Genomic DNA, 15,589 nt, shown 5'->3' with positions numbered 1-15,589 from the left:
GCCTCAGGGCGCAGGATGCTTGCAGGGCGACGGCGGGAAGTAGGTGAGCTCCTTGAGCTCGCCCGCAATGGCGAAATCGCCATGGTTGATGCGCAGACTGCCCGTCACGCCGTTTTCGTGGAAGCGGTACGACATCTCGTAGAGCGGCACCGCATCGCCCGGCTCCTGCGTGGATGCAAAATAGCTGACCGAGATCGGCCACGACGGCACGCGGTCGAGACCATCGACGCCCTTCGCGAGCGAGACCACCGGCCCCGTGCCCGGCTTGATCTGCCGGCCGATCGCGGTCGAGGTGGAATAGATCTTGTCGCCGGTCTCGGATCCGTCGAACAGGTCCGCGGCAAGGATCGTCCGCCCAGCCCGCGCCGCCTGGATGATCGCCATCGAATGCTGGATCGGGAAGTAGATGTTCCCCTTGAGATTGGCTTTGCGCTCGTTGGGGCGCGTTAGCTCCACCGTCGCGGGACCGTTCGGCTGCGCGCGCTTGGCCATGCCCTGCGTCTGCTCCGCCGGCATCTCGTTCTGATAGGTGCTCGTGCTGAACCGCAGCTTGCGCGCCGGCACCTCTTCCCAGCTCGACGTCCTGAGGTCCGTCGTCTGCATCTCGCCTTCTTGATTGAGCGTCTGCGTCACGAACCGCATGCTCTGCGCATAGCCCTCGCAGGCATTGCCGCTGAGCTCATAGACGATGCGCCCGGTGACGCCCGCCACGCCGGAGCCGGACTTCGCGCCGTCGAGCGACAGATCGTAGACAGCCCGATGGGGCGCGAACACGACCTCCTTGAGCGCGGCCTGCGCATAGGCACCCGTTACAGGCACGGACCAAACCGCGAACGCCATAAGTCCCAGCGCCGACGCCGCATTCAAGACGCCGCCCGCCCGGCTTCGAGTCCGATCCTGCATTCTGCTCATCCTGTTCATCGCGAAGGCGGCGCGAGCCGCCCTGCCCTCAGTCCCTGGAATCTAGGGTACTGTCAGGCCGTTGCAAAGTCCGTTCGACGCGGTAACAAGGAACCCTGACCATTCTGCGGCCGGTGCCCCCGAAAACGGCACCGGCGCACCGTTTCACCCGCCCGTTAACACCCGGAGACACGTTCCCATGACCGGAACCATCGAAGCCCGCCTCGCCGAGCTTGGCCTCACCCTGCCCGCAGCGCCCAATCCGGTCGCCAACTACGTGCCCTTCGCTATCTCCGGAAACCTGCTGTTCATTTCCGGACAGATTTCCAAGGCCGCAGACGGCACCGTCGTCACCGGCGCCCTCGGCCGCGACGTCAGCGTCGAGATCGGCCAGCAGGCCGCGCGCCATTGCGCCCTCAACATCCTCGCCCAGGCCAAATCCGCCCTCGGCAGCCTCGACCGCATCGGCCAGGTGCTGAAGCTCACCGGGTTCGTCAACGCCACCGCCGACTTCGCCGACCATCCTAAGGTCGTGAACGGCGCATCCGATCTTATGGTGGAAGTGCTCGGCGACAAGGGACGCCACACCCGCGCCGCCGTCGGCGTATCGAGCTTGCCGCTCAACTGCGCCGTCGAGGTGGACGCCATCATCGCCATCGCCGGGTAAAGTGGATGCTCGACCGCGCGGCTTTCCTGCGTCCCATCGCGCATCGCGGTCTCCACGACGCGGCGAAGGGCGTTGTCGAGAACACGAGGCCCGCGTTCGAGGCGGCCATCGCCAAGGGCTACGGCATCGAATGCGATCTGCAGCCCGCCGCAACTGGCCTGCCGCTCGTCTTCCATGACCTCGAGCTTGATCGGCTCACGCGCGGCAGCGGCCTGATCACGGATCTCCAGCCCGCCTGCGCGGCCAAGCTTCCGTTCAAAGGCGCGGACCTGACCGGCATCCTGACGTTTGCCGATCTGCTCGCGCTGATCGCCGGACGCGTGCCGCTGCTCGCCGAGGTGAAGAGCGAATGGGACCCGCCGGACCGCATTTTTCTTGCCGAGATCGCACGTCTCGCCGCGGGCTACGAAGGCCCGCTTGCACTCATGTCGTTCGACCCCGGCGTGATGGCCGTGCTGAAAGACCTCGCGCCCGCCGTGCCGCGCGGCATCGTCTCGGGCTCCTATTTCGAGGACGATGGCGAAGGCTGGTGGCCGGGCTCGTCGCTCACGGACGAGCGTCGCCGCAGCTTGGCGCGTCTGGAGGAAAGCGCCGCCGTCGATCCCGCATTCTATGCGTATGAAATCGCCGCGCTGCCCACGCCCGAAACCGAGCGCGCCCGCGCCTCAGGGCTTCCGCTCTTCACCTGGACTGTCCGCACGGACGAAGACCGCCGCATCGCGGCCCGCCACGCCGACGCGCCGATTTTCGAAGGCTTCGAACCCTAGATCAGGCCACGCACTCGGCCAGCCCTGCGCCTACCTATCGATCTCGCCGAACACGATGTCGAGCGAGCCGAGGATCGCTGACACGTCGGCCAGCATGTGGCCGCGGTTCAGGAAGTCCATGGCCGCGAGATGCGGGAAGCCGGGCGCACGGATCTTGCAGCGGTACGGCTTGTTGGACCCATCGGCCACCAGATAGACGCCGAACTCGCCCTTGGGAGCTTCCACCGCCGCGTAGATCTCGCCGGCGGGAACGTGGAAACCCTCGGTGTACAGCTTGAAGTGATTGATGAGCGCTTCCATGGAGCGTTTCATCTCGCCGCGCCGCGGCGGTACCACCTTGGTGTTGGGAGCCGTCACCGGCCCCGCGCCATCGGCGCTTTTGAGCTTCTCGCAGCACTGCTTCATGATCTTCACGCTCTCGCGCATTTCGAGAATGCGGATCAGGTAACGATCGTAGCAGTCGCCGTTCTTGCCCACCGGAATATCGAAATCGAGCTCCGCGTAGCATTCGTAGGGCTGCGACTTCCTGAGATCCCAGGCCGCGCCCGAGCCGCGCACCATCACGCCCGAGAATCCCCACGCGAACGCGTCGTCCAGGCTCACGACGCCGATGTCGACGTTGCGCTGCTTGAAGATGCGGTTCTCGGTCAGAAGCCCTTCGATGTCGTCGAGCACCTTCAGGAACGGGTCGCACCACGCATAGATGTCGTCGATCAGCTCCGGCGGAAGATCCTGGTGCACGCCGCCGACGCGGAAATACTTGGCGTGCATGCGGCTGCCCGACGCGCGCTCGTAGAACACCATCAGCTTCTCGCGCTCCTCGAAGCCCCACAGCGGCGGCGTCAGCGCGCCAACGTCCATGGCCTGCGTCGTCACGTTGAGAAGATGCGAGAGGTGCCGCCCGATCTCGGAATAGAGCACGCGGATGAGCTGCGCGCGGCGCGGAACCGTGATGCCGAGCAGCCGCTCCGCCGCGAGGCAGAACGCGTGCTCCTGGTTCATCGGCGCCACGTAATCGAGCCGGTCGAAATAGCCGATCGCCTGCAGATAGGTCTTCGCCTCGATCAGCTTCTCGGTGCCGCGATGCAGCAGCCCCACGTGCGGATCGACGCGCTCCACCACCTCGCCGTCGAGCTCGAGCACGAGGCGCAGCACGCCATGCGCCGCCGGATGCTGCGGGCCGAAGTTGATGTTGAACGGGCGGATCTCTGTCTCAGCCATGTCGCAGTCTCACTTGGGTTCGTCGCCGGTATAGGCCGACATCGCATCCGATCCGCGCAGCTTCTCGGTCGGATTGGCAAACTCATAGAACGCGGGCTTGTCCTCGACGAAGATTTCCTTCGTGAGGATAAGCCCCGAGGGCGTATCGAGCGATCCCGCCGTGAACGTATAGCGATCCTCGCCCGCAACCTTCCAGAACAGCACCGAGCCGCAGCGCTTACAGAAGCCGCGCTCGCCGACATCGGACGACTTGTAGATGCCGATCGACTCGGCGCCTTCGATCACGGGCGCCCCCTCGACATCGAAATACATCAGCGGCCCGCCGGTCCAGCGCCGGCACATGCCGCAGTGGCATACGCTGACGTCATGCGATACGGCCGTTGCGTTGTAGCTCACGGCCCCGCAGAGGCAGTGCCCGGAGACATCAAGGGAGGCGGCCATCGTCAGCTCTCCCCTCCCTTGCTGGCCTCGAACGCCGCGACGACTTCCACTCCCGTCAGTTTCGGCGTGTCGTTGGCGAACTCGTAGAAGCCGGGCTTCTCGTCGATGAAAATCTGCGAGGTCAGCACCAGCCCGCTCTGGTCGTCGAGCGTGTTTGCCGAGAGTGCATAGTGATCGGTGCCGACGAGATGCCAGAAGAGCGACGTCCCACAGGTTTGGCAGAAGCTGCGCTCGCCCCACTCGGACGAGCGATAGGTGGCGAGATGATCCTTGCCCGTGATGCGCAGCTCGCCGTCACAGGAAAGCGCGATGAACGGCCCGCCAGCCCAGCGCCGGCACATGCTGCAGTGACAGGCATCGACCTCGAGCTTCGCCACGTCCGCCGAGAACGCGACGGCCCCGCAGAGGCAGTGCCCTTTGACCGTGTGACCTGCCGACGCCATCGCTCAAGCCCCCACGCTTTCGACGGCGGCAATGGGCGCGGCTCCCGCGCGCTTGGCCTTCTCGTTCACCCGTCCGACGAAGCGATCCCACGGCACGATCATCCGCTCGTGACTGCCCGCGCCGATCACCTCGACGCCGTCGTGCGCCGTGACCTTGAACGCCACCCTGCGCCCGGCCACGCTCGTGCATTCGGCATCCACCGTCACGGTCTGCCCCGGCACGGTCGCCGCGCTGTGCGAGACGTTGATGTGAATGCCGAGCGAGCCCTCCCCCGCATCGAGATGCGGCTTCATCGCCTCGAGGCAGGCCCATTCCATGAGCCCCACCATGAAGCCAGTGGCGAACACGCCCGGCATGGCGCGAAAGTCAGGCGATTCCGGATAGAGATTGGGCACCGTCTTCTCGGGCGGCACCGTGAACACCAGTTGCGCCTTGGCGCCGGGCTGAAGCGTGGCCTTCATGACCGCTCCCCTGCCGGCGCGGCGTCGCGCAATCCTCCGACCGCGATGTAGCTCACGGCCACCGTATAGAAGCTCAGGATCGACTCGCCGCCCGCAACGCCCATGTCGAACTGCTTTTCGACCTTGGTGAAGGGAAAGACGATATCGCCGTTCGGAAAGGCGACGCCCAAGCCGCCGGCCTCGTCTTCGACCCACTGTCCATTGGTCTCGGCGATGATCGCCTCACCGAGATAGCTGCCGATCAATCCGATGAGCCCGCTCGGCACGCCACCGTCCACGCCGACGTAGCGGCCACGCGCGCTCTCGATGAAGCCCTCGACCCACGCAACCGAATCTGCGTCGAGCGAGACATCCTTGTCAGCCAGCTCGCGAAACTCTTGCAGGGCAAATTCGACGTTCGCCTTGATCTGCGCCAGACGCTCCGCCTCGAGGGTCATTGCGGTCCGGCCTTCTCATCGCCCGGAAGCACGTAATGCGGCCCCTCCCAGGGGCTCTCGAAATCGAACGAACGGAAGTCCTGCACGAGCTTCACCGGCTCGTAGACCACGCGCTTTGCGGCGTCGTCGTAGCGAACCTCCACATAGCCCGTCAGCGGGAAATCCTTGCGTAGCGGATAGCCCTGGAAGCCGTAGTCCGTAAGCAGGCGGCGCAAATCCGGATGGCCCGTAAACAGGATGCCGTACATGTCGTAGGCTTCCCGCTCATACCAGTTGGCAGCCGGATAGACGCCGATCACGCTCGGCACCGGCGTCTCCTCGTCGGTCAGCACTTTCACGCGGACACGCTGATTGAGCCGCGGCGACAGCAGATGGTAGACCACGTCAAAGCGCTGCGCCCGCGCGGGCCAGTCCACGCCGCAGATGTCGATCAGGACCTCGAAGCGGCACCCTGCATCGTCGCGGAGGAAGGTGAGCACGTCCACGATCCGGTCGCCGGATACTGTGAGCGTCAGCTCTCCAACCGCGATCCGCCGGTCGAGAACCTTGTCGCCGAGCTTGGACGAAATGTGCGCGTCGAGTTCGTTCAGCATGTCAGATCCTGGGCAACAGGCCTTAAGGCAGTAGGCAGTGCGTGATCGAAGCAGGTGAGGCCCTACTGCCGCCTATCTCTCAATCGTTCCCGTGCGCCGGATCTTCCGCTGAAGCAGCAGCACGCCATAGACGAGTGCTTCCGCCGTCGGCGGGCAGCCCGGCACGTACACGTCCACCGGCACGACGCGATCGCAACCGCGCACCACCGCGTAGGAATAGTGGTAGTAGCCACCGCCGTTGGCGCAGCTTCCCATGGAGATGACGTAGCGGGGCTCCGGCATCTGGTCGTAGACCTTGCGCAGCGCCGGGGCCATCTTGTTGGTGAGCGTGCCAGCGACGATCATCACGTCGGACTGGCGGGGCGAAGCGCGCGGCGCAAAGCCGAAGCGCTCGAGGTCATAACGCGGCATCGACGCCTGCATCATCTCCACAGCGCAGCACGCGAGGCCGAACGTCATCCACATCAGCGAGCCCGTGCGCGCCCAGTTGATGAGATCGTCGGTCGTGGTGACGAGGAAGCCCTTGTCGCCGAGCTCGTTGGAAAGCTCCGTGAAGAACGGATCACCCGGCTTCACCAGCGCGCCCTGAGACCCGCCAGCGCCTTCCTTGGCGCGGTCGAGCTGAAACTCCGGCGGAACGATCAATCCCATTCGAGCGCTCCCGTTCTCCACTCGTAGATGAAGCCTACAGTCAACACCCCGAGGAACAGCATCATCGACCAGAAGCCGAACAGACCCACATTGCCGAAGGCAGCCGCCCACGGAAACAGGAACGCGATCTCGAGATCGAAGATGATGAACAGAATAGACACGAGGTAGAAGCGCACGTCGAACTTCATGCGCGCATCGTCGAAGGCGTTGAAGCCGCACTCGTAAGCCGAGACCTTCTCGGGGTCGGGGTTGCGAACGGCGACCAGGAACGGCGCGATCATGAGCGCTGCACCTATAGCGAGCGCGACGCCGATGAAGACGGCAAGAGGCAGGTAGTCAGTGAGCAGCTCGTTCATGAAGTCCCGTCCTTCCGGAGCCCGCACGTCCGCTTTTGCGAGGACTTATCGCGACGCAAAATCACGCCCTTGGTGTTAACCCATAGCCCGTCGGACACGCAACAGCTACCGAGGGAAATCCTGGCTCTCTGCCGGCCTTTTTTGCCGCGAACCAAAGGCCAGGATGCGGGGACCATGGCGGCTCCGAATCCCCCAGTCTTTGATCTGGGTTGAGCCCTGCGAAGAAATTTGCGGATGAAGCGAGCCCGGCCACAGCTCAGGCGCCAAGCAGGCTCGAAGAGCCGCGAGTACGCGTCACAACCCCAGGTGCGGCCCAGGGCGAGATCGGTCATGGCATCGAGGTTCGGAAAAATGGCGCGAGAGACGGGACTTGAACCCGCGGCCTCCGCCGTGACAGGGCGGCGCTCTAACCAACTGAGCTACTCCCGCAATCCGCGTCCCGGCACGACTTGGCGGCCGAACGACGCAAAAGCGAAGGGTGAGATACGTGTTCGCGTGGCCTAAGTCAAGCGAAGCGAACGACCTATTTTAGGTGTTTTTACCGGAGGGCGCCATTGCCGCAGAGCGCAGCGGCGGCCGAGCACCGTTCCGCCCCTCACCCGATCCGCGACAGCACGAAGCGCACCCGCTCCGCAACCGGCACCCGCGGCAGTGGCACGAGGCCGTACCCGCAGCGCTCATAGGCGCCCGCGAGGGCATGATAGGTTGCTTCCGCCTCATTGAGCGACTATTTGCGCTCGGCGTCCTGCGTGAAGATCTCGGGCCAAGGCGGCGCAATGAACACCTCACGCCGATAGCGGTGAAGCTCTGCCGCACGCGCGACGTGATCTCCGACAGGAAGCCCGCAGAGCGACAGATAGCCGATCACGTCCGGCACACCGCGGTCGAACACGACAGGCCCATAGTGCGCCTGCGCCTCGCGGTAGGAGCGCAGCTCCCAGCCGAGCATCAGCTCGGAGAACGCAAGCCGGTCGGCCCAGGGAAGGGCCGCCCCGCCGATCGCCACCTGGTCCTGAATGATCGCGCGCCCCGCTTCGGGCATGGCCTGAAAGCCTTGCGCCCGAAGCGCATCGATCAATGTCGTCTTCCCAGACCCAGGTCCGCCGGTCACCACGAGAAACCGCTCAATCCCGCCGCCGCTGCTCACAGCCTGCAGCCCCTTACGCGGGAGGCATGCGCCGCATGAAATCGCGCTTTCCGATCTCGAGCCCGTTGTGGCGCAGGATTCCGTAGGCCGTGGCGCAGTGGAAATAGAAGTTGGGAAGCGCGAAGTGGAGCAGATACTCGCGCCCCGTGAACGTCAGCTCGCGCGGACCCGCCTTGATCTTCACCTCCTGGTCCGCAGCGGCTTCCATCGGCTCGGGGCGCGCGGCCTTGAGCACCGCAAGCGTCTCCGCGATACGCGTCTTGAGCTCCGCGAACGTCGTCTCGCTGTCGTCGTGCCCGGGAGCCGAGATCCCCGCGAGACGCGCCACCGACAGCTTCGCGAAATCGCAGGCCGACTGCACCTGCTTGGTGAACGTGTACATGTCCGGATAGAGCCGCGCCGAGAGCAGCGCGTTGGGATCGATCTTCTTCGCCTCTGCGTAAGCCGCCGCCTTGTCGAGGATCGCGTCGAGCGCCTCGAGATGCTTGGTAAACGACGGAACGGCGATTTCGTGCATCGTGATGGACATGCGTTTCCTCATGGTTAGAGCGCCTTTACCATCGCACGCGATCGGGCCGCCGCGCACGTGCCATGGTCATCTTCTGTGCCTAGTCTCGACAGCGATCATCATCGGGAAGGACCGGGCATGCGTATATCTGTACTCCACCTGCTTTTTGCCATCACAGCCGGGACGGCATTTTCGACGGCCCCCCCCCGCGCGCAAGCCTCCGACGCCGCACGCGCCGTTGAAGTCACGGTCAGCTACAACATGTCCGTTCCCCTCAAATCCGACGATCCGGAGGTCCAGAAGGACGCGATGGAGAAGGGCCGCCGGATGCTCTACGAGATGGCCGGAAACGAATGCACCAACCTGACCGCGACGATCGCGGACACATGCGAGCTCGCGCGACTGAATGTGCAGGTCAACGCGCTACGGGGATCACGTGCTCAGGAGTTCGCGTCGGCCACGGCGAACGCATCCTATCGTATTCGCTTGAAGCAGGCGAAGTAGGGAATGGTGGGCGGTGAGAGGGTCGAACTCCCGACATCTTCGGTGTAAACGAAGCGCTCTACCACTGAGCTAACCGCCCCAACTCATCTCCTACAGGCCAAGGGCCTTGGCCGCAAGGCGGCTCGGCGCAAGCGCCGCCCCCGCGGAGCGCGCCCGGTCGCGAAAGCGAACGGATCAGCGCGCGTGAGCGATAAAAGATCAGCGCTCTACCACTGAGCTAACCGCCCGACACGCATTCCATAACGGCACGCGACGCAATCGGCAATCGCCAATCGGTCCGCAAGCTCGAATTGCCGCCTGCTGCCGTTGTCTGCTGCCGCAAATGAAAAGCGCGCCGCAGACCGACCGCGACGCGCTTCCTCAAACCGGTTCGAACGCGCTTAGTTCAGCGCGTCCTTGAGGCCCTTCGAGGGGCTGAACTTCGGAACGCGCGAAGCGGGAATCTTGATCGTGGCGCCAGTCGCGGGGTTGCGACCCTCGCGCGCCTTGCGCTTGGTCACCTTGAACGTGCCGAAATCGGGAATGCGCACTTCCTCGTCGTTCTTGAGCGAGTTCCTGATGTGCGCGAGCACTGCATCGACTGCCGTCCCAGCCTTCTCCTTGGTCAGCTCGGTTTCCTTGGCAACGGCGTCGATCAAATCTTTCTTGCTCATTTTTCCGTCCTCGTGACTGGAATAAATTTGGATTGGCTTGGTCTCTGGATCTCGCGCCGCTGGCGCACACCGATGCGGTTCAATTCTTACTTTTGGAGACCGTTGCATCGGCGATAGTGGCCGCACAAAAGCCCCTAATGACAGGGCGCGTCAAGGGGCAAAACGCCCCTTTAGGCCTTAAAAATCGGCGCATCCGAGCATCGCTGAGGCAGCGCACTGCGTAGAAAATACGCACACGATTAACCAAAGAAGTGCGGGCGCTTTCGAGGAGTGAACCATCGAAAAACACCCGCACGCCGTTCATTCAAATTTGCGTCTGCTCGCTAGGACAAATTTATCCTCAAAGAGAGCATCGGCATTCGGATCAATGCGCGACGCCGGTCAATGCGCCGTCACGCGAGGTCCGCCGGTCGAGCCGTCGGAAGGAACCGTCGTCGCCTCCGCCTGCTCGTCCCACTGGATCGGCTCGGGCACGCTGACGAGCGCGGTCTTCACCACGTCCTCCATGCGCGCCACAGGCACGAGCTCCAGCTTCTTCTTCACCTCTTCGGGGATCTCAGCGAGATCCTTCACGTTGTCCTCGGGGATCAGCACGGTCTTGATGCCGCCGCGCAGTGCCGCGAGCAGTTTCTCCTTCAAGCCGCCGATCGGAAGCACGCGTCCGCGCAGCGTGATCTCGCCCGTCATCGCCACGTCCTTGCGGACTGCGATGCCGGTGAGCACCGAGATGATCGCAGTCGCCATCGCGACACCGGCCGAGGGACCATCCTTCGGCGTCGCGCCTTCCGGCACGTGCACGTGGATGTCCTTCTTCTCGAACAGGCTCGGATGGATTCCGAACTCGACCGAGCGCGAGCGCACGTAGGCGTTCGCGGCCTGGATCGACTCCTTCATCACGTCGCGCAGGTTGCCCGTGACCGTCATCTTGCCCTTGCCGGGCATCATGACACCTTCGATCGTGAGCAACTCGCCGCCGACTTCCGTCCAAGCGAGGCCCGTGACGATACCCACCTGGTCCTCGACCTCGGCCTCGCCGAAGCGATACTTCGGCACGCCGAGATAATCGCTGACGTTGGCAGCCGTCACGACGACCTTCTTCTTGTCGGACGTCAGGATCTCCTTCACCGCCTTGCGCGCGAGCTTGGCGACCTCGCGCTCGAGCGAGCGCACGCCGGCTTCCCGCGTATAGCGGCGGATGATCTCGAGCAACGCGCCGTCCTCGACCTCCCACTCGCCGTCCTCGAGGCCATGGGCCTGACGCTGCTCGGTGAGCAGATGGCGCTTGGCGATCTCGACCTTCTCGTCCTCGGTGTAACCCGCAAGACGGATGATCTCCATGCGGTCCATGAGAGCCGGCGGAATGTTCAGCGTGTTGGCCGTCGTCACGAACATCACGTTCGAAAGGTCATAGTCGACCTCGAGATAGTGATCGTTGAACGTGCCGTTCTGCTCCGGATCGAGCACCTCGAGCAGAGCCGCCGCCGGATCGCCTCGGAAGTCCTGGCCCATCTTGTCGATCTCGTCGAGAAGGAACAGCGGATTGGTCCGCTTCGCCTTCTTCATCGACTGGATCACCTTGCCCGGCATGGAGCCGATGTAGGTGCGCCGGTGACCGCGGATCTCCGCCTCGTCACGCACGCCGCCGAGGCTCATGCGAACGAACTCGCGGCCCGTAGCGTTGGCGATCGACTTGCCGAGCGAGGTCTTGCCCACGCCGGGCGGGCCGACGAGGCACAGGATGGGACCCTTGAGCTTGTTGGTGCGCGCCTGCACCGCGAGATACTCGAGAATGCGCTCCTTGACCTTCCCGAGACCGTAGTGCTCGGCATCAAGCACCTGCTGGGCCTCTTCGAGGTCCTTCTTGACCTTGCCCTTGATGCCCCACGGGATCGAGAGCAGCCAGTCGAGGTAGTTGCGCACCACCGTCGCCTCGGCCGACATCGGGCTCATCTGCTTGAGCTTCTTGAGCTCGGCAGTGGCCTTGTCCTTGGCCTCCTTCGACAGCTTGGTGTTGTCGATCTTCTCCTCGAACTCCGCGATGTCGTCGCGCTCTTCAGTGTCGCCGAGCTCCTTCTGAATGGCCTTCATCTGCTCATTCAGATAGTACTCGCGCTGCGTCTTCTCCATCTGCCGCTTCACGCGCGAACGGATCTTGCGCTCCACCTGCAGCACGGAGATTTCGCTCTCCATGAGCGTATAGACCTTCTCGAGACGGTCGGAGACGACCGTAGTCTCGAGCACGTCCTGCTTGTCCGCAATCTTGACTGCGAGATGCGAGGCGATCGTGTCGGCGAGCTTCGAGTAGTCCTCGATCTGCGCGACGGTGCCGAGCACCTCCGGCGAGATCTTCTTGTTGAGCTTGACGTAGTTCTCGAACTGAGAGACCGCCGAGCGCGCAAGCGCCTCGATCTCGGCCTTGGTGCCGATCGTCTCCGAGATGCGCTCGACCTCGGCTTCGAAATAGTTGGCGTTGTCGGTGTAGCGCAGCACGCGTGCGCGCGCCGTGCCCTCGACGAGCACCTTCACCGTGCCGTCGGGCAGCTTGAGGAGCTGCAGCACCGAGGCGAGCGTACCGACCTGATAGATCGCATCCGTCGCCGGATCGTCGTCACCCGCGTTCTTCTGCGCGGCAAGCAGGATGTGCTTGTCGGCGCGCATCACTTCCTCGAGCGCGTTGATCGATTTCTCGCGCCCGACGAACAGCGGCACGATCATGTAGGGGAACACGACAATGTCGCGCAGCGGCAGAACGGGATAATGATCCCGCGCGCCCGGCTTGTCCTTTGTCTGTTTTTCTTCGCTCATCATCGTCACCCATTCGCGTTGCGCTGCGCGGCCGTTGACCGGCCTTCGAAGCCCACTGTAGTCCCCAAGGCTCGCGCCATTATGGCCGAAACCGGGAAACCCACGCCGCATCTTTCATTTTGAAATCCCCAGAACCGAGCCGGCCCATGGGAAGCGTCGCTGAGGAAAGATGGGGACGGTCCCCGGCCTAATCAATAATGAGCCTCGCCTCCCCCGCCGCACCACGGGCACAGAGGTGCCCGCGGCCACATATCCACGTCAGACGCCTTGTTTCAGGGCAGCCCGCCGGCTTAGGAGGCTGTGGAGCCCTTCTCCTCGGCCCTGTCCGAATAGATCCGGAGCGGACGCGCGCCGCCCTCGACGACCTCCGGCCCGATCACGACCTCCTCGACGCCCTTGAGCGCCGGCAGATCGAACATCGTGTCGAGCAGGATGCCTTCCATGATCGAGCGGAGACCGCGTGCGCCCGTCTTGCGCTCGATAGCCTTGCGCGCAATCGCCCGCAGCGCATCCTGCGTCAGCGTGAGCTTCACGTCCTCCATCTCGAAGAGGCGCTGATACTGCTTCACGAGCGCATTCTTCGGCTCGTTGAGGATCTGCACCAGAGCCGCCTCGTCGAGATCCTCGAGGGTGGCGATGACGGGCAGACGGCCAATGAACTCGGGAATGAGGCCGAACTTCAGCAGATCCTCGGGCTCCACCTCGCGCAGCACCTCGCCGGTGCGCCGCTCGTCGGGACCCATCACCCGCGCGCCGAAGCCGATCGACGTCCCCTTGCCGCGACGCGCGATGATCTTCTCGAGACCAGCGAACGCACCGCCGCAGATGAAGAGGATGTTCGATGTATCGACCTGCAGGAACTCCTGCTGCGGATGCTTACGGCCGCCCTGGGGCGGCACGCTGGCAACCGTGCCTTCCATGATCTTCAGAAGCGCCTGCTGCACGCCCTCGCCCGAGACATCGCGCGTGATGGACGGGTTGTCGGACTTGCGGCTGATCTTGTCGATCTCGTCGATGTAGACGATGCCGCGCTGCGCCCGCTCGACGTTGTAGTCGGCGTTCTGCAGAAGCTTGAGGATGATGTTCTCGACATCCTCGCCCACATAGCCCGCTTCCGTGAGCGTCGTAGCGTCGGCCATCGTGAACGGAACATCGAGGATGCGCGCGAGCGTCTGCGCGAGCAGCGTCTTGCCGCAACCCGTGGGGCCGACCAAGAGGATGTTCGACTTCGCGAGCTCGACGTCGTTGTTCTTCGCCGCGTGGTTAAGGCGCTTGTAGTGGTTATGGACGGCCACCGACAGCACGCGCTTCGCGTGGAACTGACCGATCACATAGGAATCAAGCACCGTGCAGATTTCCTGCGGCGTTGGCACACCGTCGCGCGACTTGACGAGGGTGTTCTTGTTCTCCTCGCGGATAATGTCCATGCACAGCTCGACGCATTCATCGCAGATGAATACCGTCGGGCCGGCGATCAGCTTCCTGACCTCGTGCTGGCTTTTTCCGCAGAAAGAGCAGTAAAGGGTGTTCTTTTCCTGAGCCATTCTGTTCTCTCACCCGCAGTCAGGAAGTACGCCCGGAAGATCCGGATTAATTAAGGCCGGCAAAGGCCTTTCGGAGCGTCTACGGCGTAGCCCGCCGCGAGGTACACGAAACTGTTACACCCGATCTCAACACGCTAGCGTTCCCGAGATCAAGATTCGATTAATGCCTCTCCCGTCCCCGTCTGAACCTTTCGGCCTGATTACCACAGAGTTGATGCCGAAAAGTCGAACGGATCAAACCGGTTAAGAGGGCAACAATATCCTGCCAACCTTGCGTGGACCCAACCCGGGGCCCGGCACGGTCGCCGCGGCCGGTGGGCCTGTCTCGACCAAGCATAGCAAAGTCTGCAAGGGGTGGCCGGAAACCGGGCCGGGTGCGACGGTGGGGCACACCGCCGCTCCCAAACCCCTGCAAACAAAGACTATCAGGTCGTCTTGGCCTCGTCAGCCTTGGTGTCCACATCGTCGCGCTTGTTGAGCACGCGGTCGATGAGACCGAAATCCTTGGCCTGATCGGCAGTCATGAAGTAGTCGCGGTCCAGCGTCCGCTCGATCGTCTCATACGGCTGCCCCGTATGCTTGACGTAAACTTCGTTCAGACGCCGCTTCATCTTAATGATGTCTTCGGCATGCCGCTCGATATCCGAAGCCTGGCCCGAGAACCCGCCCGAGGGCTGGTGAACCATGATGCGCGCGTTCGGGAGCGCATAGCGCATGTCCTTGTTGCCGGCGCAGAGCAGCAGCGAGCCCATCGAGGCGGCCTGGCCGATGCACAGGGTCGCGATCGGCGGCTTCACGAACTGCATGGTGTCGTAGATCGCCATGCCGGCAGTCACCACGCCACCAGGCGAGTTGATGTACATGGAGATCTCTTTCTTGGGGTTTTCCGCCTCCAGGAAGAGAAGCTGCATGCAGATCGACGCGGCCATCTGATCCTCGACCGGACCCGTCACGAAGATGATGCGCTCCTTGAGAAGCCGCGAAGGCAGGTCATAGCCCCGCTCGCCGCGAGCCGTCTGCTCGACGACCATGGGCCAGAAGGAACCGGTGAGAGTAGCGACGGGATCGCGCATGGGGTCTTAGCTCCTCAGAGTGCTTCGGGAAAAGCCTGTCCCGGCAAGGACCGGAATGGAAGCGGTTTTCCGACAAGAAGCACGATCAAACTCAGATTGCTTCCAGAACACCAGCCCCTCTCGAGGCAGCCCGGCATTCCGACAAGAAGCCCGATCAAACAAAAGACTAGGCCCCGCTCGAGGACGAGTCGAGGCCCGGCACCGCCGAATCGGCCGGCAGCAGAGACATCAGATCAGCATAGCGGAGCGTGACTTCAAGCCCCCCGGCGGCATGTGGTGTGCGCAACGGTAACCCACGCAGAAGGCACGCGCGCCTCACGGAGGCAACCACCTCAAAATCACAGGCGCAACGCTCGGGACGGGACCGTCCGGAACGTAGCGCCTGCAATCAAGTCACAGCCTATTTCCCGCTCGCCT

Annotated in this window: 18 protein-coding genes and 2 tRNA genes; 3 read left to right on the top strand and 17 right to left on the bottom strand. The window is 63.5% G+C overall.

Going from position 1 to position 15,589, the window contains the following annotated elements:
* Window positions 1–3 precede the first annotated feature (3 nt).
* Window positions 4–903 carry a cell envelope integrity EipB family protein gene (locus tag F812_RS24455; RefSeq protein ID WP_198011224.1) on the bottom strand — a complete coding sequence of 300 codons (900 nt, stop codon included), beginning with the start codon at window positions 901–903 and terminating at the stop codon, window positions 4–6.
* Between the two features lie 196 nt (window positions 904–1,099).
* Here F812_RS24455 and F812_RS0117530 point away from each other — a divergent pair, with 196 nt between their 5' ends.
* Both F812_RS0117530 and F812_RS0117525 read left to right on the top strand, forming a co-directional pair.
* Entirely contained in the window at window positions 1,100–1,567 is a 468-nt protein-coding gene (locus tag F812_RS0117530; RefSeq protein WP_020087295.1) for a RidA family protein, read from the top strand.
* A gap of 5 nt (window positions 1,568–1,572) precedes the next feature.
* On the top strand, window positions 1,573–2,334 hold the full coding sequence (locus F812_RS0117525) for a glycerophosphodiester phosphodiesterase family protein (protein WP_020087294.1): 762 nt from the start codon (window positions 1,573–1,575) through the stop codon (window positions 2,332–2,334).
* Between the two features lie 30 nt (window positions 2,335–2,364).
* On the opposite strand, the gene F812_RS0117520 is transcribed toward F812_RS0117525, so the two are convergent.
* The 11 genes from F812_RS0117520 to F812_RS0117470 all read right to left on the bottom strand — a co-directional run bounded on the left by F812_RS0117520 (window position 2,365) and on the right by F812_RS0117470 (window position 8,626).
* Window positions 2,365–3,555: an NADH-quinone oxidoreductase subunit D gene (locus tag F812_RS0117520; protein ID WP_020087293.1), complete on the bottom strand. Its 1,191-nt coding sequence runs from the start codon at window positions 3,553–3,555 to the stop codon at window positions 2,365–2,367.
* A gap of 9 nt (window positions 3,556–3,564) precedes the next feature.
* Window positions 3,565–3,996, bottom strand: a complete 432-nt coding sequence (locus tag F812_RS0117515) for a GFA family protein (RefSeq protein WP_020087292.1) — start codon at window positions 3,994–3,996, stop codon at window positions 3,565–3,567.
* 2 nt (window positions 3,997–3,998) lie between these two features.
* On the bottom strand, window positions 3,999–4,439 hold the full coding sequence (locus tag F812_RS0117510) for a GFA family protein (RefSeq protein ID WP_020087291.1): 441 nt from the start codon (window positions 4,437–4,439) through the stop codon (window positions 3,999–4,001).
* 3 nt (window positions 4,440–4,442) lie between these two features.
* Complete coding sequence (locus F812_RS0117505) at window positions 4,443–4,901, bottom strand: thioesterase family protein (RefSeq protein WP_020087290.1); 459 nt, start codon at window positions 4,899–4,901, stop codon at window positions 4,443–4,445.
* On the bottom strand, window positions 4,898–5,338 hold the full coding sequence (locus tag F812_RS0117500) for a hypothetical protein (RefSeq protein ID WP_020087289.1): 441 nt from the start codon (window positions 5,336–5,338) through the stop codon (window positions 4,898–4,900). Before F812_RS0117500 ends, F812_RS0117505 begins: the two co-directional genes overlap by 4 nt.
* On the bottom strand, window positions 5,335–5,931 hold the full coding sequence (locus F812_RS0117495) for an NADH-quinone oxidoreductase subunit C (protein ID WP_020087288.1): 597 nt from the start codon (window positions 5,929–5,931) through the stop codon (window positions 5,335–5,337). Before F812_RS0117495 ends, F812_RS0117500 begins: the two co-directional genes overlap by 4 nt.
* 72 nt (window positions 5,932–6,003) lie before the next feature.
* Window positions 6,004–6,582, bottom strand: a complete 579-nt coding sequence (locus F812_RS0117490) for a NuoB/complex I 20 kDa subunit family protein (RefSeq protein ID WP_020087287.1) — start codon at window positions 6,580–6,582, stop codon at window positions 6,004–6,006.
* A complete protein-coding gene (locus F812_RS0117485) occupies window positions 6,573–6,938 on the bottom strand; it encodes an NADH-quinone oxidoreductase subunit A (RefSeq protein ID WP_020087286.1) in 366 nt (121 codons plus the stop codon). Before F812_RS0117485 ends, F812_RS0117490 begins: the two co-directional genes overlap by 10 nt.
* A gap of 352 nt (window positions 6,939–7,290) precedes the next feature.
* A tRNA-Asp gene (locus F812_RS0117480) sits at window positions 7,291–7,367 on the bottom strand.
* 298 nt (window positions 7,368–7,665) lie between these two features.
* A complete protein-coding gene (locus F812_RS24450) occupies window positions 7,666–8,085 on the bottom strand; it encodes an AAA family ATPase (protein WP_342446746.1) in 420 nt (139 codons plus the stop codon).
* A 13-nt stretch (window positions 8,086–8,098) separates the two neighbouring features.
* Complete coding sequence (locus F812_RS0117470) at window positions 8,099–8,626, bottom strand: DUF1993 domain-containing protein (RefSeq protein WP_245257704.1); 528 nt, start codon at window positions 8,624–8,626, stop codon at window positions 8,099–8,101.
* Between the two features lie 105 nt (window positions 8,627–8,731).
* On the opposite strand from F812_RS0117470, the gene F812_RS0117465 reads away from it, so the two are divergent.
* Entirely contained in the window at window positions 8,732–9,097 is a 366-nt protein-coding gene (locus F812_RS0117465) for a hypothetical protein (RefSeq protein ID WP_020087283.1), read from the top strand.
* Between the two features lie 4 nt (window positions 9,098–9,101).
* On the opposite strand, the gene F812_RS0117460 is transcribed toward F812_RS0117465, so the two are convergent.
* From F812_RS0117460 to F812_RS0117440, 5 genes are all read right to left on the bottom strand, one after another.
* Window positions 9,102–9,176 (bottom strand) — tRNA-Val (locus tag F812_RS0117460).
* 301 nt (window positions 9,177–9,477) lie between these two features.
* Window positions 9,478–9,858, bottom strand: a complete 381-nt coding sequence (locus F812_RS0117455) for an HU family DNA-binding protein (RefSeq protein ID WP_198011223.1) — start codon at window positions 9,856–9,858, stop codon at window positions 9,478–9,480.
* Between the two features lie 273 nt (window positions 9,859–10,131).
* Window positions 10,132–12,555, bottom strand: a complete 2,424-nt coding sequence (lon, locus tag F812_RS0117450; RefSeq protein ID WP_026868232.1) for an endopeptidase La — start codon at window positions 12,553–12,555, stop codon at window positions 10,132–10,134.
* Between the two features lie 290 nt (window positions 12,556–12,845).
* Window positions 12,846–14,099 (bottom strand): ATP-dependent Clp protease ATP-binding subunit ClpX, encoded by a 1,254-nt coding sequence (clpX, locus tag F812_RS0117445; protein ID WP_020087280.1) that lies wholly within the window; start codon window positions 14,097–14,099, stop codon window positions 12,846–12,848.
* Between the two features lie 425 nt (window positions 14,100–14,524).
* Window positions 14,525–15,172: an ATP-dependent Clp protease proteolytic subunit gene (locus F812_RS0117440; protein ID WP_020087279.1), complete on the bottom strand. Its 648-nt coding sequence runs from the start codon at window positions 15,170–15,172 to the stop codon at window positions 14,525–14,527.
* Between the last annotated feature and the right edge of the window lie 417 nt (window positions 15,173–15,589).

This window comes from Hyphomicrobium zavarzinii ATCC 27496 (assembly GCF_000383415.1).
In the GTDB taxonomy this organism is placed as follows: Bacteria; Pseudomonadota; Alphaproteobacteria; order Rhizobiales; family Hyphomicrobiaceae; genus Hyphomicrobium_C; species Hyphomicrobium_C zavarzinii.
The sequence above is the reverse complement of the archived record's forward strand: the minus strand, read 5'-3'. Positions and strand labels throughout refer to the sequence as shown.